Raw genomic sequence first — 20,027 nt, forward strand, 5'->3', positions numbered from 1 at the left:
GGTCTTGAGCTGGCAGGCCCCGAGCTGGCAGGCCCCGAGCTGGCAGGCCCCGAGCTAGCAGGTCCCGGCTCGGCCGTGCAGGCCGCGCAGGGCGCCATCCAGGGCAACGCCTGGCTGCTGATCGCGCTGCCGCTGCTCGGCGCGGCGGTGCTGCTGCTGGCCGGGCGGCGCGCCAACGGGTGGGGGCACCTGCTCGGCTGCGCCACCGTGATCGCGGCCTTCGCCTACGGGGTGCTGCTGTTCACCTCCATCTCCGGTGACGTGGCCCCGGTGCGCGAGCTGCACCTGTTCTCGTGGATCCCGGTGAACGCGCTGCAGGTGGACTTCGGCCTGCGGCTGGATCCGCTGTCGATGGTGTTCGTGCTGCTGATCACCGGAGTGGGCGCGCTGATCCACCTCTACTCGGTCGGCTACATGGCGCACGACCAGCAGGGGCGCGAGGGCCGGGACAACTCCGAGCGGCGGCGGTTCTTCGGCTACCTGAACCTGTTCGTGGCCGCGATGCTGATCCTGGTGCTGGGCAACAGCTTCGTGACGCTCTACCTCGGCTGGGAGGGCGTCGGGCTGGCGTCCTACCTGCTGATCGGGTTCTGGCAGCACCGGCCGTCGGCGGCCGCGGCGGCGACCAAGGCGTTCGTGATGAACCGGGTCGGCGACGTCGGCCTGGCGCTGGCGATCTTCCTGCTGTTCGCGAAGCTCGGCACCACGCAGTACACCGAGGTCTTCGCCCGCGCGGACGAGCTCACCCCGGGCGTGCTGCTGGCGATCACCTTGTTGCTGCTGCTGGGCGCGTGCGGCAAGTCCGGTCAGGTGCCGTTGCAGGCGTGGCTGCCGGACGCGATGGAAGGCCCGACGCCGGTTTCCGCGCTGATCCACGCGGCCACCATGGTCACCGCGGGCGTGTACCTGATCGCGCGCGCCAACCCGCTGTTCACGCTCTCGCCGGACGGGCGGCTGGTGGTCACCGTCATCGGCGCGGTGACGCTGCTGGTCGGGTGCGTGATCGGCTGCGCCTACGACGACATCAAGAAGGTCCTCGCGTACTCCACGGTGAGCCAGATCGGCTACATGATCCTCGCCGTCGGGCTCGGCCCGGCCGGGTACGCGCTCGGGATCATGCACCTGCTCACGCACGGGTTCTTCAAGGCCGGGCTGTTCCTCGGCGCCGGCTCGGTGATGCACGCGATGCGCGACGAGGTCGACATGCGCAAGTTCGGCGGGCTGGCCAAGCACCTGCCGATCACCTTCGCCACCTTCGGGCTCGGCTACCTGGCGCTGATCGGGTTCCCGTTCCTGTCCGGCTACTACTCCAAGGACGCGATCATCGAGGCCGCGTTCGGCCAAGAAGGCTGGCAGGGCTGGGTGTTCGGCGGGGCGGCCCTGCTGGGCGCGGCGCTGACCGCGTTCTACATGACGCGGCTGATGCTGCTGACGTTCTTCGGCGAGAAGCGCTGGGAGAACCTGAAGTCCGCGGACGGTCAGGAATTCCACCCGCACGAATCCCCGCCGATCATGACCGGCCCGATGATCGTGCTGGCGATCGGTTCGATCGGCGCGGGCGCGTTCTTCGCGGTCGGCGACCGGCTCGTCACGTTCCTCGCGCCGTCGCTCGGTGAACTCCAGGAAGCGCACGGCGGGGCGCTGCCGCACTCGGTGATCCCGGTGCTGACCGTCGCGCTCTCGGCCGCGGGCGTGCTGGTCGCCTGGCTGGCCGTCGGGCGCAAGCAGGTGCCGGTCACCCGTCCGCAGCGGGTGTCGCCGGTGGTGCGGGCCGCGCGGGCCGACCTGGGCGGGAACCGGCTCAACGACCTCGTCGCGGTGAAACCGGCGTTCGGGCTCACCCGCGGCCTGGTCGCGTTCGACGACAAGGCCGTCGACGGCGCGGTGAACGGCCTGGCCGGTGCGCTGCAGGGCGGCTCCGGCTGGATGCGGCGCTGGCAGACCGGCTTCGTGCGCTCGTACGCGCTGTCGATGCTCTGCGGCGGCGTGATCCTGATCGCCGCGCTGATGGCGGTGGGGACGCCATGATCGCCGAGCGCCTTCTCGCGGTTCCCTCCGGAGAACTGCCCGTCATCGAGGCATCGAGGGAGGAGACCCGATGACCCTGCTCCTCGCGTTGATCCTGCTACCGCTGGCCGGGGCCGTGGCGGTGGGGCTGCTGCGGCACAACGCACCGGCCGCGAAGTGGACCGCGCTGGCGGTCTCGCTGGCCGAGTTCGCGCTCGCCGCGGGCGCCTGGTTCGCCTACGACCCGGCCGGGCCGCGGCTGCAGCTGGCCTCCTCGGTGGAGTGGATCCCGGCCTTCGACATCCGGCTGTCGTTCGCCGTGGACGGCATCGCGCTGGTGATGGTCGCGGTGATCGCGCTGCTGATGCCGCTGGTGCTCGGCTTCAGCTGGGGCGAGCGGCTGCCCGCGGGCCGCAGCCACGGCGGGTTCTTCGCGCTGCTGCTGGTGGAGCAGGCGCTGACGGTGGCGGTGTTCGCCGCGACCGACGTGTTCCTGTTCTACGTGCTGTTCGAGATCATGCTGATCCCGATGTACTTCCTGATCGGGGGGTACGGCGGCGAGCGCGGCAAGTACGCGGCGGTGAAGTTCTTCCTGTACTCGTTCCTCGGCGGCCTGATCATGCTGGGCTCCGCCATCGGCGCCTACGCCTACGCCGCGCAGGCCACCGGCCAGGGAACGTTCGACTGGGCCGCGCTGGTGCCGATCCTGGCGGACGCGCCGCTGAGCGTGCAGGTGTGGATCTTCCTCGGCTTCTTCACCGCGTTCGCGATCAAGGCGCCGCTGGTGCCGCTGCACACCTGGCTGCCGGACGCGGCGCAGCAGGCGCCGATCGGCGTCGCGGTGATCGTCGTCGGCGTGCTGGACAAGGTCGGCACGTTCGGCTTCCTGCGCTACAGCCTGCCGCTGACGCCGGAGGCCTCGCGGGTGCTGGCGCCGCTGGTGCTGGTGCTGGCGGTGCTCGGGGTGCTCTACGGCTCGCTGCAGGCGTTCGGGCAGACCGATCTCAAGCGGTTCATCGCCTACGTGTCTATCGCGCACTTCGGGTTCATCGCGCTGGGGATCTTCGCCTACACCTCGCAGGCGCAGGTCGGCGCGGTCTCGTACATGATCAACCACAGCATCGCGACCGGCCTGCTGATCCTGGTCATCGGCATGATCATCGCGCGCGGCGGGTCCACCCGGATCGCCGACTACGGCGGCATGTCCAAGGTCACGCCGCTGCTGGCGGGCACGCTGCTGATCGCCGGGCTGAGCACGTTGTCGCTGCCCGGCACGAACTCGTTCATCAGCGAGTTCCTGGTGCTGCTGGGCGCCTTCCCGACCAGGCCCGTCTACACGGTGCTGGCCACGGTCGGCATGGTGCTCGCCGCCGTCTACGTGCTGTGGCTCTACCAGCGGATCATGCAAGGCCCGGTGCGCGGCGACGCGCTGGTCGGCACCGCGGGCGGGCCGGGCGCGGTCACGGACCCGAACAAGACCGGCGCGCATCGGGCGCGGGTCACCGACCTCAAACCGCGCGAGATCGCCGTGCTCACTCCGCTGATCGTGCTGGTGCTGGCGCTGGGCTTCTACCCGAAGCCGGTGCTGGAGGTGATCTCGCCCGCGGTCGGGGCGACCATGAGCGATGTCGGCGCGTCCGACCCCGTGACCTCGCAGGGAGGGAACTGAAGTGGGTGCCACTGACCAGGTCGCGGTCCTCGCGCAGCAGCAGATCAAGCCCCCGCCGATCGACTACGCGGCGATCACGCCGGTGCTGATCGTGCTCGGCGCCGCCTGCGTCGGCGTGCTCGTCGAAGCCTTCGTGCCGCGGCGCGGCCGCTGGAGCAGCCAGGTCGCGCTGAGCCTGCTGTCGCTGATCGCCGCCGGGATCGCGCTCGGCGTCTTCGCCGGCGGCAGCAGCACCACCGGCCTGACCACGCTGTCCGACTCGATCGCCGTGGACCCGCCGACGCTGTTCCTGTGGGGCACGCTGCTGGGCCTGGGGCTGGCGGCGATCCTGCTGATCGCGGACCGCTCGGTGGAACCGGGCGGCGCGTTCGTCGCGGAGGCCGCGGCGCCCAAACCCGGGCCCGGCGCCGAGCGCGCTCCCACCGCCGGGATGCGCACCGAGGTGTTCCCGCTCGCCCTGTTCTCGCTGGGCGGGATGATGGTGTTCTGCGCGGCGAACGACCTGCTCACGATGTTCATCGCGCTCGAGGTGCTGAGCCTGCCGCTGTACCTGATGTGCGGGCTGGCCAAGCGGCGCAGGCTGCTGTCGCAGGAAGCCGCGGTGAAGTACTTCCTGCTCGGCGCGTTCGCGTCCGCGTTCTTCCTGTACGGGCTGGCGCTGCTGTACGGCTACGCCGGTTCGGTGCGGCTCGCGGCGATCGCCGAGGCCACCGCGGGTACCGACCGCTCGGACACGCTGCTGTTCGCCGGGCTGGGCCTGCTGGTGGTGGGCCTGCTGTTCAAGGGCTCGGTCGGCCCGTTCCACACCTGGACGCCGGACGTCTACCACGGTGCGCCGACCGCGGTCACCGGATTCATGGCCGCCTGCACGAAGGTCGCCGCGTTCGGCGGGATCCTGCGGGTGCTGCAGGTCGCGTTCCAGGCTTCGAGCTGGGAGTGGCGCGGCGTGCTGTGGGCCGTGGCGATCGTCTCGATGGTGATCGGCGTGGTGCTCGGCCTGACCCAGAGCGACATCAAGCGCATGATCGCGTACTCGTCCATCGCGCACGCGGGGTTCCTGCTGATCGGGGCGATCGCGCTCACCGACCGCGGGCTGTCCGGCACGATGTTCTACCTGCTGGCCTACGGCTTCACCACGATCGCGGTGTTCGGCGTGATCAGCCTCGTGCGCACGGCGGATGGTGAGGCTACTCACCTTTCCGACTGGGCCGGGCTGGCGAAGCGGTCGCCGCTGCTGGCGGCGGTGTTCACGTTCCTGCTGTTCGCGCTGGCCGGGATTCCGCTGACGAGCGGTTTCGTCGGGAAATTCGTCGTTTTCGAGGCCGCGTTCGCGGACGGCATGGCGCCGCTGGTGGTGGTGGCCCTGGTGGCCAGTGCGGTTGCGGCGTTCTTCTACCTTCGTGTCATCGTGCTGATGTACTTCAGCGAACCGGCCGCGGACGGGCCCACCGTGAGCGTGCCGGGAGCGTTCACGACCGCGGCGATCACGCTGGGCGTGGTCGTGACGCTGTTGCTGGGCGTGCTGCCGACGGTGGCCCTGGACTGGGCCGGTGTGGGTGGTTTCGTGTCGTAGAGTGCCCGCCCGTAGGGCGTTTCGGTGGGGGAGCGAAGGCGACGGTGACGTGAGCAGCCCATCTGGTGATCCGATCAGGGACGTGTCGCGGGCGGCCCAGGCGGCGGCGAGCGGCTTCGACATCGCCGATCCGGCGCTGGCGGAGTCCGTCTCGGCGGGCATGGACCGCGTCGAAGCCTTGCTGCACGACTCGGTGCGCAGCGATTTCGACTTCGCCACCCGCACTTCGCTGCACCTGGTGGACGCGGGCGGCAAGCGGTTCCGCCCGCTGTTCACGCTGCTGGCCGCGCACTTCGCCGACCCGGCGCCGGACGCGGTGATCACCTCGGCGACGGTGATCGAGATGGTGCACCTGTCCACGCTCTACCACGACGACGTGATGGACGAGGCCACCATGCGCCGCGGCGCCACCAGCGCGAACGTGCGCTGGGACAACTCGGTGGCGATCCTGACCGGCGACTTCCTGATGGCGCACGCTTCGCGGCTGGTGGCCGACCTCGGCCCTGACGCGGTGCGCCAGATCGCGATCACGTTCGAGGCGCTGGTCACCGGCCAGATGCGGGAGACCGTGGGTGCCCGCGAAGACGACGATCCGGTGCAGCACTACCTGCAGGTGATCTACGAGAAGACCGGTTCGCTGATCGCCACGGCGGGCCGGTTCGGCGGCAACGCCTCGGGGGCGCCGCCCGCGCACGTCGCGGCGCTGGAGGAGTTCGGCAAGCTCATCGGGATCGCGTTCCAGATCTCCGACGACGTGATCGACATCGCCTCGCCCGCGACGGACTCCGGCAAGACCCCGGGCACCGACCTGCGGGAAGGCGTGCGGACGCTGCCGATGCTGTACGCGCTCAGCGCCGCGGACACCGATCCGCGGCTGCGGGAACTGCTGGCCGAGCCGTTGACCGCGGACGCCGACGTAGCCGAGGCGTTGAAGCTGCTGCGCGAATCCAGTGGCCTGGAGAGCGCGCGGGAGACGCTGGACGATTACGCCGAGCAGGCGCAGCGGGTGCTCAGCGCCCTGCCGGACTGCCCGGCCAGGGAGGCGTTGACGGCGCTCGTGCACTACGTCGTGGCCCGCACCCGGTGAACCGCTGAACGCATCCCCCGATCGTGAATTCGGGTGCCCGCCGGGACGCCTGGGTACAGGCCGCTGGCTCGGGGACGTAGCCTGGCTGGGCTCAGTGCCCCTAGGAGAGGTTTGGAATTGGTTCGGGTAGCTGGTCGGGTGGCGGAACCTCAGGCGCCTTCTGGCTCCGGGATCTCATCCTTAAGTAGTTCCCTACTCGGCGTCTGAGCTGTCCTCGCCAGAAGACGCCTGAGAACCCGCCGGTGGTCCGGCTGAGTCCTCGGGCACCCGCAAGCGGCTAACGCCGCTTCTTAAACAGAACCTAGGTGGCCTTTGAGGAGGGACGTCGCCGGTGGTGTGGCTGTTTACGCAGGTGTGGCTTTGGAGCATAGCCGGGTTCCTGCTCGGATCGTTGATCACCTGGTTGCTGTTCGCCTGGCCCGCGCGCCGCAGGCTGCGTGCGGTGGCGCGGGACTACGACGACTACGTGGCCGCCACCGAGGCGCGCCGGGAACGCCAGGTCTGGCGGTCGCACGAACCGTCCGCGCCGCTCGACGAAACCGCGGTGGCCGAGCCGGTGCCGGGACCCGCCGAGGAGGAACGGTTCGACCCGGACCGCGTGTGGGCTTCGCCGGAGGGCACCGCGCGGTTGCCGATCGCGGAAGCGGACGAGCCCGCTGCGCCGGACGACCGGGCCGCGGTGTCGGTGCGCGCTGGCGGCGGCTCGCAGGTCGCCGACTTGGTGCTCGACGACTACGCCGAGCCCGGCAGGGCGGCTGACGCCGAACAGCCGGAGCAGGCCCGCGCTGCGGAGCAAGACCGCAGCGATAGTTCTTCGGTGCGTGAGCGAGTCCGGGCTTGGGCCGAGGACGCCGACCCGGCTCAGCCCGGCGGTTGGTGGCCGAGCGCGGCACCGGGCGAGCACACCGGCCGCGCCGTGTCGAACGGCGCCGACCCCGCGTGGTCGAACGGGACCGACGCCGCGGGCACGAACGGCGCCGATGCCTGGGACACCAGCGGTGTCGGCTCCGCGGGCACGAACGGCAGCGCAGCTCGGGCCGAGGACACCGTTTCGCTGAACCGCCCGGCGATCTCCGGGCTCGGCGGGAGCGCCGCCGCGTTCACCCGGAACCGGCCGGACGCGGACCCGGCGGCGGACCGCCCCGCCGAGTCCTCCAGCTCGTGGTTCCAGCAGAAGGAGCTGCCGGACTGGCCGGATCCGGGCGCACCGGCGGAACCGGTGGCCGACCACACCGATCGGCAGGCGCCCGCGGACGAGCCGGGAACCGACGGCCGCGAGGGCCCGCCCGGTTTCGCCGACAACCTGCGCACGCTGGTCGAGAACCGTTCGCAGGACCTCGCCGCCGAGCGCCCCGGCGAGTCCGAGGTCACCACCCAGATCCCGATCGTCGACGAGTCCGAGCAGACGCCGCTGCCGCGCCGCACGCCCGGGGCCGGTCCCCGGCCGGGCAAGCGGGGTGCCCCGGAATGGGCGCACGACCCGCAGGCCCAGGCCAACCGCAGGCGGGCGTCGCTGGCCGAGCCGCAGGAGCCGGAGCAGCAGGACGGCATGATCAAGGGGCACTTCGCCTCGCGGCAGTACCACACCCCGGACTCGCCGCAGTACGACCGGATCGTCGCCGAGGTGTGGTTCCGGACCACCGCCGATGCCGAAGAAGCCGGTTTCGAGCCGTGGGACGCCGAGGGCTGAGTTCCCGGCGTTGCCGTTTCACGGTTGCGGAGGCCGCTCCAGCAACCGCGAGAGCACGACCGTGGAGACCGTGCGGTTGATGAACTCCACGGCCCGCAACCGCTCCAGCGCGGTTTCCAGGTGGTGGATGTCGGCCGCCCGCAGGTGCACGATCGCGTCCGCCGGACCGGAGACGGTGTAGGCGGCCACCACTTCCGGCAGCGGTTCCAGCCCGCTGCGGATCCGATGCGTGGGCACGTTGCCGTGGCAGTGCACCTCGACGAACGCTTCGGTGCCCCAGCCCAGCGCCTCCGGATCGACCACGGCCGTGAACCCGCGCAGGATCCCCAGGTCCAGCAGTTTGTCCACGCGCCGCTTCACCGCGGGCGCGGAAAGCCCGACCGCCGTTCCGATTTCGGCGTAGCTCGCGCGCGCGTCGGAGACGAGCTGCGAAACGATTCGCTGGTCCAAGGAGTCCATGCGCAACATTCTGGCGCATGGAAAGCAATGCAGCGTTGTTGAATGCCGCCAAAGCCGCGTCTAGATTTCGCATCATGACCGACACAGCCGCTCTCGCGGTCACGCCCGTCCAGCAGCGCACCACCACCCGCCGCAGCTACGTGATGTGCCCTCCGGAGCACTTCGCCGTGGAGTACGCGATCAACCCGTGGATGGATCCGGACGAGCCGGTGGACACCAGCGTGGCGATGCAGCAGTGGCTCGAATTGCGCCGCACCTACCAGCGGTTGGGGCATTCGGTGCAGGTCAGGCCCGCGCACCCGGGTCTGCCGGACATGGTGTTCGCGGCCAACACCGGTGTCGTGATCGGCGGTCGCGCCCTCGGCGCCCGGTTCCGCGCCCCGGAGCGCGCCGCGGAGGCCGAGCACTTCCGCCGCTGGTTCACCGAATGCGGGCACCGCGAGATCGTGATGCCGTCCCGGGTCAACGAAGCGGAAGGCGACTTCGCCTGGACCGGTGGTCTGCTGCTCGCCGGGTCGGGGTTCCGCACGGAACCGGCCGCGCACGCCGAGGCGCAGGAGGCGCTCGGGGTGCCGGTGGTGTCCTTGCAGCTGGTCGACAGCCGGTTCTACCACCTGGACACCGCGTTGTTCGTGCTGGAGCAGGGGGCGCAGCCGCAGATCGCCTACTACCCCGAGGCGTTCTCCGCGGGGTCCCGCCGGGTGCTGGAGCGGCTGTACCCGGACGCGGTGATCGCCGACGAGGCCGATGCGTCCTGCCTGGGCCTCAATGGCGTCTCGGACGGCCGCAACGTGGTGCTGCCGCTGGAGGCGACCGGCCTGGCCGCGCACTTGCGCGCACGCGGCTATGAGCCGGTGCTGCTCGACGTCTCGGAGCTGCGCAAGTCCGGCGGCGGCCCGAAGTGCTGCACGATGGAGCTGCACAGCTTCTAGGGAGGAGTCGCGTGCGGTGCCGGCTGCTCGGCCGCAAGCGTCTTCGCCGCTTCCCCGAACCCGCTCGCAGCGGCCCGCAGCCGCTCGCGTCTGCGAAGCGCCGACGGTTCCCCGCAACCGCCGGCGCGGGCGGTCACTCCTCCAGCACGGCCTGCACGCCGAGTTCGATGTCGATCGTGGAACCGACGATCGCGATGCCGGTGGACAGGGCGGTCTTCCAGTTCACCGCGTAATCCTCGCGGCGGAGCGTGGTCGTGGCCTTGCACGCCGCCCGCTGGTGCGGGTCGAAACCGGTTCCGGGGGCGTTCCAGTACCGCTGCCCGAGGTAGGCGGTGTCGAGCTGCACGGGACTGCTGGTGCCGCGCAGCGTGAACATCCCGTCGATCAGCCAGCGGTCCCCGCGCACCTGCTGGAACTTGCTGCTGGTGAAGTACAGCTTCGGGTACTTCTCCACGTCCAGGAAGTCGCTGGAGCGCAGGTGGTTGTCGCGCATGTCGACGCCGGTGTCGATGCTGTCCGCGTCGATCACCACGTCGATCCGCGAGTCCTCGAACCGCGGCGCGATCTGGATGCGGCCCTCGAAGTTGTTGAACCGGCCGCGGATCTTCGACATGCCCACGTGCTGGGCCACGAAGTGCATCTCGGTGTGCATCGGGTCGAAGTTCCACACCCCGGGCTGCGGCAGCGCGAGCGACTCGTCCTGTTCCAGCTGCACCCCGCCGAGCGAGGTGTGCTGGTTGACCCGCACCTCGATGCGGGTGCTCTTGCGCTTGTAGCCCCCCGCGTTGATGGAGATCTTGTGCTCCCCCGGCTGGACGGTGGCCAGGAACGATCCGTAGGTGTCGGTGTCTGCTTGGGCGATCACCTGGCCGAGCCGGTCGTTGATCGTGACGGTGGCGCCCGGCAGCAGCCTGCCCTGCTCGTCGTGCACCTGGCAGCTGATCACACCGCCGTCGAGGGGGGTTTCGGGAAGGTAGCCGGCGTTGCCCGCACCGGGGCGGGGCGCGGCGCCGTTGCTCGATCGGCGTTTGCGCAGTCTGGCGAACATCTCTTCGTTCCTTTCCGCTCTCCCGCCACCCCCCGGGCGGGAAAGTCGTGCGACTAGGTGGCGCGGGTCATGCTAGGCCCGGTCGATCTTGCGCATCCGGTCCCGTGCGGGCTGATCGTTCCGGTGCAGGTCAGCGTTGCAACGTGCACAGCGGACGAAAAAACTCCGGTTCCGCCGGCGGGTGGCCTGCGGCACGTCCCGATAGCGGAACTTCGCCCCCGCACCGCTCGTTTCCCAAGTGGACCCGGCGCTGGGCGCGGGTCGTGGCACGCGGCACCCGGAGGCGAAGGACGAGTGGGCGAGACCATGCGCGGACACGGATTCGGCGGGCACCTCAACGGTCTGAAGACCGCGGTGCTGCTCGGCGGCCTGAGTGCGCTGGTCGTGCTGATCGGCGGGCTGTTCGGGCGGGTCGGCCTCGTCGTGGGGCTGCTGGTGGCGCTGGGGATGAACGGGTACTCGTACTTCAACTCGGCGAAGCTGGCGTTGCGCTCGATGCACGCGCAGCCGGTCTCGGAGGCGCAGCAGCCCGCCATGTACCGGATCGTGCGGGAGCTGGCGACCTCGGCGCGGCAACCGATGCCGACGCTCTACATCAGCCCCACCAAGGCACCGAACGCGTTCGCCACCGGCCGCAACCCGCGCAACGCCGCGGTGTGCTGCACCACCGGAATCCTGGAGCTGCTGGACGAGCGGGAGCTGCGCGCGGTGCTCGGGCACGAGCTCTCGCACGTGTACAACCGGGACATCCTGATCTCCAGCGTGGCCGGTGCGCTGGCGTCGGTGGTGACGTTCCTGGCGAACTTCGGGATGTTGTTCGGCATGTTCGGCGGCGACGACGAGGACCGGCCGAGCCCGGTGGCGATGCTGCTCGTCGCGCTGCTGGGGCCGGTCGCGGCCGCGGTGGTGCAGATGGCGGTGAGCCGCTCGCGGGAGTACCAGGCGGACGCGTCGGGCTCGGAGCTCACCGGTGACCCCCTGGCGTTGGCCTCGGCGCTGCGCAAGCTGGAGCGCGGTACGCAGCAGGCGCCGCTGGCACCGGAGCCGCAGCTGGTTTCGCAATCGCACCTGATGATCGCGAACCCGTTCCGGCCGGGTGAGCGGATGGCGCGGATGTTCTCCACGCACCCGCCGATCAGCGACCGGGTGCAGCGCTTGGAAGGCATGGCGGGTCGGCGCTCGGCGCCATGATTCCGCCCCGGAACCCTGATTCGGTCCGACGCCGCAGACCCGCTCCGGTTCAGCCGGTGGCGCCCGCGGCGCGCGCGATGTCCATGACGTACTCGCCGTAGGCGGATTTGGCGAGCTTGCTGCCCAGCGCGTGGCAGTCGTCGGCGGAGATGTAGCCCATCCGCAGCGCTATCTCCTCGAGGCACGCGATCCGCACCCCTTGGCGGTGCTCCAGCACCTGCACGAACTGGCCGGCTTCCAGCAGCGAGTCGTGCGTACCGGTGTCCAGCCAGGCGTAGCCGCGGCCGAGTTCGGTCAGCTGCGCCCGCCCGGCCGCCACGTACGCGTTGTTGACGTCGGTGATCTCGAGTTCGCCGCGCGCCGACGGCCGCAGCTCGCCTGCGATGCGGACCACGTCGTTGTCGTAGAAGTACAGGCCGGTGATGGCCTTGTTGGAGCGCGGCTGCTGCGGCTTCTCCACGATCGATCGGAGCTTGCCGTCCGCGTCGATCTCGCCGACGCCGTAGCGCTGCGGGTCGCGCACCGGGTATCCGAACAGCATGCAGCCGTCCAGTTCTTGGGCGCTGCGCTGCAACACCCGCGAGAAGCCCTGCCCGTAGAAGATGTTGTCGCCCAGCACCAGCGCCACCGGATCATCGCCGATGAAATCCGCGCCGATCACGAACGCCTCGGCGAGCCCGTTCGGCTGCGGCTGCTCGGCGTATTCGATGCGCAGCCCGAACTGCGAACCGTCCCCGAGCAGCCGCTGGAACAGCGGCAGGTCGACCGGGGTGGAGATCAGCAGTACGTCGCGGATCCCGGCGAGCATCAGCACCGACAGCGGGTAGTAGACCATCGGCTTGTCGTAAACCGGCAGCAGCTGCTTGGACACGCCCTGCGTCAACGGGTGCAGCCGGGTGCCGCTGCCACCGGCCAGCACGATTCCCTTCACCCGGCATCCCTCCAGCGCCCGTTCGGTCGCTCACCACCGTAGAGGAATCCCGACGGCCGGATGGCAGTTTCCACCAGGACTCGTTGCCGTGGGCGGGCAGAACTGGTGAAACGTTCAACCGCCCGCCGAGCGACACATCCCGCGGGGTCTCCGCATCCCACTCGGGGTGCTCCGGGCGGTTCCCGGAGCCTCGAACGCCCGGACCGGGTGCCGCCTGTCCCCCGAGCGGCACCCGGCCCGGGCGCGCGGATCTTCAGCGGAAGTTCTCGAACTGCAGCGCGACCTCGAAGTCCGACGACTTCAGCAGCTGGATCACGTCCTGCAAGTGGTCCTTCTTCTTGCCGGACACCCGCAGCTGGTCGCCCTGGATCTGGGCCTGCACGCCCTTCGGCGCCTCGTCGCGGATCTTCTTGGAGATCTTCTTCGCGACGTCCTGCTCGATGCCCTGCTTGACCTTGCCGGTGACCCGGTACACCTGGCCGGAGTTGGCGGGATCGCCGACGTCGAACGCCTTCAACGAGACCCCGCGCTTGATCAACTTCTCCTTGAACACGTCGATCGCGGCCCGGCAGCGCTCCTCGGTCTCGGACTCCAGCGTGATCGCCTCCTGCCCGGACCACTCGATCTTGGTACCGGTGCCGCGGAAGTCGAAACGGTTGGACAGCTCCTTGCTCGCCTGGTTCAGCGCGTTGTCCACCTCCTGCCGGTCCACCTTGCTCACCACGTCGAACGACGGGTCTGCCACCGCACAACCTCCTGCTGACGTCAGTCACTTCGCCCGGCCACGCTACCGGCCCGCCCCCCCTCGCCGAGCCGTTCGCCGCGCTTCTGTACCCTTGAGCCCGCAAGCCAGCAGGCGCTGGTTCGCACCGCCGGGTTGCCCGAGTGGCCAAAGGGAGCTGACTGTAAATCAGCCGCGCAAGCTTCAGAGGTTCGAATCCTCTACCCGGCACACCAGCCACGACGGCCCGGTGACCTGCACAGACAGGGCACCGGGCCGTTTTGTGTTGCCGCGCGGCCGTAGCGCCGCTAGGCAGGGCCGACGTAATGCGCTTGCATTGCGTAATGCGTTTGCATTACGCTGTGCCTATGGCTCAGTTCAAGGAGGTGAAAGAGAGCGAGAGGTCCGCACAGCACATCGCTCGGCATGGCGTGACGCTGAAAGAGACCCGAGAAGCCATCCTCGAACGTCCGCACTGGATGGTCTCTGGGCGGGGCAACACCACGCTGATTTACGGACGCACCTATGCAGGGCGCTACCTGTTCGTGGTGGTAGCGCCTGCCAACGGCCACCCTGGTGCGGCTTACATCGTGACCGCACGCGATATGACGCCGAGCGAGAAGCAAACGTTCCTGCGGAAGGCGCGATAACTATGACGGCAACGAAGAAAAAGGATCAAGGTCAAGCGAGGTCGACCGAAGAGCTCGATGAGCTGGCCGCCTACTACGACGCACATGACACCTCCGAAGAGATGGAACAAGGGCAGTGGGTCGAACCACAGCCGATGAAGACGACATCTCTGCGGCTTCCGGCCGATGTGGTCGAGGCGTTGAAGAAGCTCGCTCAAGCACGGGGGGTCCGGTACACCGCTCTGCTGCGAGAGATCGTTGAGCAGGCTGTGTATGAAACCCACTCGGTGCACAGCGACGAGCTAGCAGAGATTAACCAGCGCCTCGCTCGCATCGAGGCCGAACTCGACTCGAAACCCGCTACGACCGAGCGCTGACCCGATCAACCACCGACGGCTCGCGGGCACCCGGCCGTGGGCCGACCGCCGGGCGGAGTCGTCTGGCCGATCACCGGCCATGGCAACCTGTGCTCGGCCTTGACTGGCAGGCCAGGTGTGGTCAGGGAGCTGACTGTAAATCAGCCGCGCAAGCTTCAAAGGTTCGAATCCTCTACCCGGCACACCAGCCACGACGCCCCGGTGACCTGCCGAAACGGTCACCGGGTCATTGTGCGCTGTCCGACAAGGAAATCCGCTGTGATGGGTCTCGCGCGTAAACCCGCTGCACGTCCGTTGAGCGTCGTCCTGTCCGGTGTGGCCGTGTTCGTCGCGGGACTCGTGTGGTCCTTATCGGTCCACACTCCCGGCACGGGGGTTCACTTCGGAGCCGCAACACTGATCACGATGGGCGAACTCGCCATCCTCATCGGGATCGTGATCGGAATCAGAGCGTTCATCACGTCACGCCGCCGCAAGGACACCGACGACCCCTGACTCCTTCGCCGGGAGTTCTGGTGGCACGGGGTCCGATCAGCAGGCTGCGGGAGGCTCCTGCACCGCTCTCGCGAACGGATTACTCGCTGATTAGCGAGCTCTCGCACCCCGAGGCGGGGAGCATGGTCGCGGTGAGATGCCGGGAGGTCGGCGAAATCGGGCGCCGCCTCGGCGTCGAGTTGAAACACTCGACGCCATGATGTCGCCGCTGGCCCCCGGTCGTTACCTCGACAGCATCGCCGTGGACGGCGCCGAGATCGGCCGGCTGTGCCGGTTGCACCCTGCGCAGACCGTGCCGAGCTGTCCGGACTGGACCGGCGCGGATCTGCTCGCGCACCTGACCGGTTTCACCCGCTGGCTGCGCGGCTTGTACGACGGGAAGGGCGACATCGCGGCTCCGGTTCCCGTTATCGATCCCGGGGCTTGCACGCTGGAGTGGGATCGGACTCTCGAGGAGCTGCTCTCGCTGCTGCGCGGGACCGATCCGCAGGCAGCGGTGCCGAACTGGTCGATCGGGCCGCAGACCGCGAAGTTTTGGCTGCGCCGCTGCGCGCAGGACGTGGCGATTCACCGCTGGGACGCGGCGCGGCTGATCAGTCGCAGTCCGGACCCGGTGCCTGCCGACATCGCGCTCGACGGCGTCGATGAGTACCTGCACGTGTTCATCGGCACCGCGCTCGCCGGTGGCGCGACACCCGAGGCGGAGGCCACGATCGTCCTCGAAATGACCGATCTCGACCGGCACGTCCGCCGCGATCTGCCGCGCCCGGGCCCGGTGACCACCCTGCGCGGCGCTGCTTCCGACCTGCTGCTCGGACTGTGGCACCGGCGTGACCCGCTGGGCCTGTTCGTCAGCGGCGACCGGGAGCTCGTCGCCGCGTGGCCGCGCATTTGATTCGGACGGGCGCCGTCAGCTTGGACTCGTATCTTGCCGGCAAGGTCTCGACCTGCGCCGCGGGTGAATCGGTCATTGTGGCCGGTGTCGGTGCAGCTGGGGAACAGCGCGCCTGCCGGCGCCATTTCAGCAGTGCTCGCGTTCCTTTCCGCCGTGGTGAACGTGTGCAAGCACGAGAACGGCTCGAGCTACGTGTACTTGATCGGTGCGCCGCCGTTCACGCCGGTGGTCTGCAATCCGTTCGGGCAACGGCGCTATGAGTCATCCGGTCAAACAACGGATCGCGGTCGGCGTGCTGCTCGTGCTCTGCGGCGGTGTTGTGGCGTTGGCTGCGCTGAACCTGTTCGACTTGATCAGAACACCGAACTTGGTCGTTGCGGGCGCGGCAATCGTCGTGAGCCTCGTGGTGCTGGGCCTGGTCATGGGATGGGTGCCAACTCGGCGACGCCGCAATTGATCAGCACCCCCGAGACGTCGGCTAGAACTAGCTCAGCGAAGCTGTGCATTGTCTGATTCGTCGGTGTTCGGGGCGGTGCAGCGCTGGGTGCGCTGCAGTCGGTCACGGGGTGCCATCACTCGCGTGACCTGCGAGAGGACTCCGCAGGTTGGCCCAACGAGTGGGTGACAACCGGACGCCGCCGTTGCTACGCCCGGTGGTGAGGTTCACCGCCAGCTGGGTGGACACGTCCTCGGCGGAGCTCGGAGACTGGGAACCAAGACAGCCGACAGCGACCTCCACCGCGACCGACTGTCTCTTCTTTTGAGCAAAGCCTGTATCGATTCAGCAATGGCGCTGCCTCATCACTCCGCTTCCCCCGAGAGGAGAACTGTGCCCATAGCGCTGCTCGCACTCGCCCTCGGCGCATTCGGTATCGGCACGACCGAATTCGTCATGATGGGCGTGCTGCCGCAGGCCGCCGCCGACCTCGGCGTTTCGATATCCACTGCCGGGAACCTGATCACCGGCTACGCGCTGGGGGTCGTGATCGGGGCGCCGACCCTCACGCTGCTGGGCAACCGGCTACCCAGGAAGACCGTCCTGATGGGAACCATGGGGCTGTTCACCGCGGGCAATGCGCTGTTCGCGCTGGCGCCGAGCGCCGGAGTGGGCATGGCGTTCCGCTTCGTGGCCGGGCTGCCGCACGGCGCCTTCTTCGGCGTCGGGGCCGTGGTCGCAGCCGGCCTCGTGCGCAAGGCCGACCGGGCCAAGGCCGTCTCGATGATGTTCATGGGCCTGACGCTGGCCAACGTCGTCGGCGTCCCGCTGGGCACGCTGCTGGGCCAGCAGGTCGGCTGGCGCGCCACGTTCGCCGTCGTCGCCGCGGTCGGCGTCCTCGCCATCGCCGCCATCGCCCGCTTGCTGCCCGCCATGGGCAGGCCGGGGCCGGAGGAGACCTCGGTGCGCGGCCAGCTCGCCGCCTTCCGCAAGCCGCAGGTGTGGCTGGCGCTGGCGATCGTCACCTTCGGTCTGGGCGGCACGTTCGCGTGCCTGAGCTACCTGACGCCCATCCTCACCGGCGTGTCCGGTTACTCCGAGACCGGCGCGACGGTGCTGCTGATGGTGGCCGGGCTCGGCATGACGGTCGGCAACGTCCTCGGCGGCCGGGTGGCCGACAAGGCGCTGGTGCCCGGCCTCTACGCCGCGCTGATCGGCGTCGCGGCGGTGCTCGGTGCGTTCACGGTCACATCGGGCAACCAGGTGGCCGCCGCGGTGACGGTCTTCCTGATCGGTGTCGGCGGCTTCATGGTCGCGCCGATCATGCAAGCGATGATCATGGAGAAGGCCGGTGGAACGCCGCTGCTGGTCTCGGCGGCCGTGCAGTCCGCCTTCAACATCGCGAACTCCATCGGCGCCTGCCTGGGCGGTCTCGCCATCGCCCACGGGCTCGGGCTGACCGGTCCCAGCATGGTCGGGTCCGCGTTGACCATGCTCGGGCTGGGGCTGGCCGTGGTGTCGGCGAGCGTGGACCGCAAGGTTCAGCGCAAGGTCCCCGCCCGGTCGGCGTCCGACGAGTCGGTGTCCGAGGAGGCCGCGTCCGAGGAGACGGTGGCCGAGGGGTCCGGGACCGACGAGCTCGCGCCGGCCCGGCCGCAGCGCGAACCGGAGCTGGCCGCGGTCTGACCGGCGAATTCACGAATGGCGGGCGGCTGCGGTCGCCCGCCATTCGGCTGTTCGCGCCCGGTGCAGCCCGTTTCCGTTTCCCCGGATCAGCCCTCTCTGCGATCGGCTTGGTTGTTCTAAAGTGCGGTGCAGCTCGGGGGATGCCATGTCGAGGGGGAACGCGTGGACAGTCCGTGGGGACTGAACGGCCCGGATTACCTGCTGGCGTACGCGCTGGTCCTGGCCATGTTGTGCGTATGCCTGTTCGCGGTTCGCGCGCAGGCGAAGGAGAAGCAGGTCTGGGCGGGCGAGAAAACGGATCCCGGTCTCTACGCCAGGGCATACCTCAACGGCGCGTCGGGACGGGTGGCCGACACCGCGTTGGCGGGATTGATCGAACTCGGGGCGGTTCGGGTGAACCGGCGCCGCGAGCTCTACAGCACCGGCCGCAGGCCCGCCGACGACGTGCAGCGCCAACTGCTGGAGGGGCTCGGTGACCGCAGCACCGTCAGCCGAGTTCGCGCGCAGTTCAAGGAGAGCGAGTACTGCGACTCGCTGCTGCACCTGCTGCGCGAAGACCGCCTGATCGTCTCCGCCCGCCATCGCACGATGTTGCTGGTCCTGCTGTGGGGCTTTCCGGTGTTGATGCTGATCAACGTGGTGCGGGCGGTCAACGGGGCAGAGCTCGGCTTCCCGATCGGCGGCCTGATCATCGAGTTGGCGATCACGCTTTTCGTGTGGCTGTTCGCGGCCGGGAAATGCGGGCACCCGATGCCCACGGACGCCGGGGACGCCGTTGTGCGGCCGAGCACGGGCAAGCACGCCGAGAGCGGCACGCAGGACCACGCTTCCCGGTTGCCGGAGGATGACGCCGCCAACCAGGTCGCCGCGTACGGCCTGAGCGCCTACCCGGACCGGACGATCGCGGAGCTGCTGGAGCCGCCGAACTCCGCTCGCGGCGGACGAGCGGGCGGCGTCGGTGGTGGCGGTGGCTGCGGCGGTGGCGGTGGTGGTGGCTGCGGCGGAGGAGGCGGCGGTTGACCGCCTCGGAATCACCGGTGCTGGGTGTCGGGATCGGCTGGCGGGCCGAAATCGATCTCACCGTGGAACGGCTGCGGACCGATTTCGTCGAGTTCATCGCCGAGGACGTCGACCCGCGCCGCATCCCGGAGTCGCTGCGCCTGCTGCTGCAACGGGGAACGCCCGCCTTGCCGCACGCCGTGTCGCTGTCGCTGGCCGGAGCGGAACCGCTGCGGACCGAGCGGGTGCGGCACCTGGCGCGAGTGGCCGCGGCGGTCGACGCGCCGCTGGTCAGCGACCACGTCGCATTCACCCGCGCCGGCGAGTGGGAAGCCGGGCACATCCTCCCGCCACCGCGCACCCGCGAATCGCTGGACGTGCTGGTCGACAACGTGCGGCGCGCCCAGGACGAGCTCCCGGTCCCGCTGGCCCTGGAGCACGTGGCCGCGCTGGTGGAATGGCCGGGTGCCGAGTTCGGCGAAGCGGAGTTCCTCGCCAGGCTCGTCGAGCGCACCGGCTGCCTGCTGATCGTGGACGTCGCCAACCTCTACGCCAACGCGCACAACCTCGGCACCGACCCCGCTGCGTTCCTGGACACCGTGCCGCTGGAACGAGTCGCTTACGTGCACGTCGGTGGCGGTGTCTGGCGCGACGGCACCTACCACGACACGCACGCTCACCCGGTGTTGCCGGAAGTGCTGGAACTGCTCTGCGAGCTGGGTGCGCGCACCCGGCCGCGCGGGGTGCTGCTGGAACGGGACGACCGGTTCCCCGATGACGACGAGCTGGCCGCCGAGCTCGCCGCGATTCGCCGGGCGGTGGCGCGGTGAGCCGGGAGCGGCTGGCGGCCCAGCAAGCGGAACTGCTGGGCGCGTTGCTCGGTCAGCGCCAGGACCCGCCGGGGTTCGACCGCGCGCAGTTGCGGGTTCAGCAGCAGGCGTTGCTGGACAAGCGGCGGCGAGTCGTCGCGCGGCTGCGTCCGGACTTGCCGGAACTGCTCGGCGACCGGTTCCGGTCGTTGTTCGAGCGCTACGCCGCGGAGCAGCCGCGCGCGGCCGGTTCCAAAGCTCGCGCGGATGCCGCGGAATTCGCCGGTTGGCTTTCCCGGCGCGGGGAGCTGCGCCGCCGGAGGTGGCTGCCGCGCCGCTGACCGCGGTCTTCGTGCGGCCGCGGCGGCGTGCGCGCGTGGCTGCGCGCGCACG

At 69.6% G+C, this 20,027-nt stretch carries 20 protein-coding genes and 2 tRNA genes; 18 read left to right on the forward strand and 4 right to left on the reverse strand.

Annotated elements, in window-relative coordinates:
- Nucleotides 1–96 precede the first annotated feature (96 nt).
- The 5 genes from nuoL (at nucleotide 97) to INP57_RS05615 (ending at nucleotide 8,026) form a co-directional block, all read left to right on the forward strand.
- Nucleotides 97–2,028, forward strand: coding sequence for an NADH-quinone oxidoreductase subunit L (nuoL, locus tag INP57_RS05595; protein ID WP_200069370.1), 1,932 nt, complete (start codon nucleotides 97–99; stop codon nucleotides 2,026–2,028).
- Nucleotides 2,029–2,098: 70 nt separating this feature from the next.
- Nucleotides 2,099–3,676, forward strand: a complete 1,578-nt coding sequence (locus tag INP57_RS05600) for a complex I subunit 4 family protein (RefSeq protein ID WP_200068964.1) — start codon at nucleotides 2,099–2,101, stop codon at nucleotides 3,674–3,676.
- A gap of 1 nt (nucleotide 3,677) precedes the next feature.
- On the forward strand, nucleotides 3,678–5,249 hold the full coding sequence (gene nuoN / locus INP57_RS05605; RefSeq protein WP_200068965.1) for an NADH-quinone oxidoreductase subunit NuoN: 1,572 nt from the start codon (nucleotides 3,678–3,680) through the stop codon (nucleotides 5,247–5,249).
- A gap of 49 nt (nucleotides 5,250–5,298) precedes the next feature.
- Entirely contained in the window at nucleotides 5,299–6,336 is a 1,038-nt protein-coding gene (locus INP57_RS05610) for a polyprenyl synthetase family protein (protein WP_374220915.1), read from the forward strand.
- Nucleotides 6,337–6,667: 331 nt separating this feature from the next.
- The gene (locus INP57_RS05615) at nucleotides 6,668–8,026 is read left to right on the forward strand and encodes a sunset domain-containing protein (protein WP_200068966.1); all 1,359 of its coding nucleotides are present in this window, start codon (nucleotides 6,668–6,670) and stop codon (nucleotides 8,024–8,026) included.
- Between the two features lie 18 nt (nucleotides 8,027–8,044).
- On the opposite strand, the gene INP57_RS05620 is transcribed toward INP57_RS05615, so the two are convergent.
- Nucleotides 8,045–8,485: an Lrp/AsnC family transcriptional regulator gene (locus INP57_RS05620; RefSeq protein WP_200068967.1), complete on the reverse strand. Its 441-nt coding sequence runs from the start codon at nucleotides 8,483–8,485 to the stop codon at nucleotides 8,045–8,047.
- A 74-nt stretch (nucleotides 8,486–8,559) separates the two neighbouring features.
- Between INP57_RS05620 and ddaH the strand changes: the two genes are divergently transcribed.
- Nucleotides 8,560–9,417, forward strand: a complete 858-nt coding sequence (gene ddaH, locus INP57_RS05625) for a dimethylargininase (protein WP_233626949.1) — start codon at nucleotides 8,560–8,562, stop codon at nucleotides 9,415–9,417.
- Nucleotides 9,418–9,550: 133 nt separating this feature from the next.
- Here ddaH and INP57_RS05630 read toward each other — a convergent pair whose 3' ends face one another.
- Nucleotides 9,551–10,465, reverse strand: coding sequence for a YceI family protein (locus INP57_RS05630; RefSeq protein WP_200068968.1), 915 nt, complete (start codon nucleotides 10,463–10,465; stop codon nucleotides 9,551–9,553).
- 306 nt (nucleotides 10,466–10,771) lie between these two features.
- Between INP57_RS05630 and htpX the strand changes: the two genes are divergently transcribed.
- Nucleotides 10,772–11,656: a zinc metalloprotease HtpX gene (gene htpX / locus INP57_RS05635; RefSeq protein ID WP_200069373.1), complete on the forward strand. Its 885-nt coding sequence runs from the start codon at nucleotides 10,772–10,774 to the stop codon at nucleotides 11,654–11,656.
- Between the two features lie 49 nt (nucleotides 11,657–11,705).
- Here the strand turns inward: htpX and rfbA are convergent, their stop codons facing one another.
- Complete coding sequence (gene rfbA, locus INP57_RS05640; protein WP_200068969.1) at nucleotides 11,706–12,587, reverse strand: glucose-1-phosphate thymidylyltransferase RfbA; 882 nt, start codon at nucleotides 12,585–12,587, stop codon at nucleotides 11,706–11,708.
- 253 nt (nucleotides 12,588–12,840) lie between these two features.
- The gene (locus INP57_RS05645) at nucleotides 12,841–13,332 is read right to left on the reverse strand and encodes a YajQ family cyclic di-GMP-binding protein (RefSeq protein ID WP_200068970.1); all 492 of its coding nucleotides are present in this window, start codon (nucleotides 13,330–13,332) and stop codon (nucleotides 12,841–12,843) included.
- A 126-nt stretch (nucleotides 13,333–13,458) separates the two neighbouring features.
- Between INP57_RS05645 and INP57_RS05650 the strand changes: the two genes are divergently transcribed.
- The 11 genes from INP57_RS05650 (at nucleotide 13,459) to INP57_RS05700 (ending at nucleotide 19,975) form a co-directional block, all read left to right on the forward strand.
- Nucleotides 13,459–13,539: transfer RNA gene (locus INP57_RS05650), tRNA-Tyr, on the forward strand.
- A 137-nt stretch (nucleotides 13,540–13,676) separates the two neighbouring features.
- Nucleotides 13,677–13,958 (forward strand): hypothetical protein, encoded by a 282-nt coding sequence (locus INP57_RS05655; protein WP_200068971.1) that lies wholly within the window; start codon nucleotides 13,677–13,679, stop codon nucleotides 13,956–13,958.
- 2 nt (nucleotides 13,959–13,960) lie between these two features.
- Nucleotides 13,961–14,314, forward strand: coding sequence for a CopG family antitoxin (locus INP57_RS05660; RefSeq protein WP_200068972.1), 354 nt, complete (start codon nucleotides 13,961–13,963; stop codon nucleotides 14,312–14,314).
- 110 nt (nucleotides 14,315–14,424) lie between these two features.
- Nucleotides 14,425–14,496 (forward strand) — tRNA-OTHER (locus INP57_RS05665).
- A 76-nt stretch (nucleotides 14,497–14,572) separates the two neighbouring features.
- Complete coding sequence (locus tag INP57_RS05670) at nucleotides 14,573–14,809, forward strand: hypothetical protein (protein ID WP_200068973.1); 237 nt, start codon at nucleotides 14,573–14,575, stop codon at nucleotides 14,807–14,809.
- A gap of 196 nt (nucleotides 14,810–15,005) precedes the next feature.
- On the forward strand, nucleotides 15,006–15,704 hold the full coding sequence (locus INP57_RS05675; RefSeq protein WP_233626950.1) for a maleylpyruvate isomerase family mycothiol-dependent enzyme: 699 nt from the start codon (nucleotides 15,006–15,008) through the stop codon (nucleotides 15,702–15,704).
- A 256-nt stretch (nucleotides 15,705–15,960) separates the two neighbouring features.
- Complete coding sequence (locus INP57_RS05680) at nucleotides 15,961–16,161, forward strand: hypothetical protein (RefSeq protein WP_200068974.1); 201 nt, start codon at nucleotides 15,961–15,963, stop codon at nucleotides 16,159–16,161.
- Nucleotides 16,162–16,533: 372 nt separating this feature from the next.
- Nucleotides 16,534–17,826 carry an MFS transporter gene (locus tag INP57_RS05685; protein ID WP_200068975.1) on the forward strand — a complete coding sequence of 431 codons (1,293 nt, stop codon included), beginning with the start codon at nucleotides 16,534–16,536 and terminating at the stop codon, nucleotides 17,824–17,826.
- Nucleotides 17,827–17,988: 162 nt separating this feature from the next.
- The gene (locus INP57_RS05690; protein ID WP_200068976.1) at nucleotides 17,989–18,846 is read left to right on the forward strand and encodes a TIGR04222 domain-containing membrane protein; all 858 of its coding nucleotides are present in this window, start codon (nucleotides 17,989–17,991) and stop codon (nucleotides 18,844–18,846) included.
- The gene (locus tag INP57_RS05695; RefSeq protein WP_233626951.1) at nucleotides 18,843–19,655 is read left to right on the forward strand and encodes an MbnB/TglH/ChrH family RiPP precursor modification enzyme; all 813 of its coding nucleotides are present in this window, start codon (nucleotides 18,843–18,845) and stop codon (nucleotides 19,653–19,655) included. Before INP57_RS05690 ends, INP57_RS05695 begins: the two co-directional genes overlap by 4 nt.
- A complete protein-coding gene (locus tag INP57_RS05700) occupies nucleotides 19,652–19,975 on the forward strand; it encodes an SCO6045 C-terminal-like domain-containing protein (RefSeq protein ID WP_200068977.1) in 324 nt (107 codons plus the stop codon). The genes INP57_RS05695 and INP57_RS05700 overlap by 4 nt, the downstream gene beginning before the upstream one ends.
- Nucleotides 19,976–20,027: the final 52 nt, after the last annotated feature.

This window comes from Saccharopolyspora galaxeae (assembly GCF_016526145.1).
Lineage (GTDB): Bacteria > Actinomycetota > Actinomycetes > Mycobacteriales > Pseudonocardiaceae > Saccharopolyspora_C > Saccharopolyspora_C galaxeae.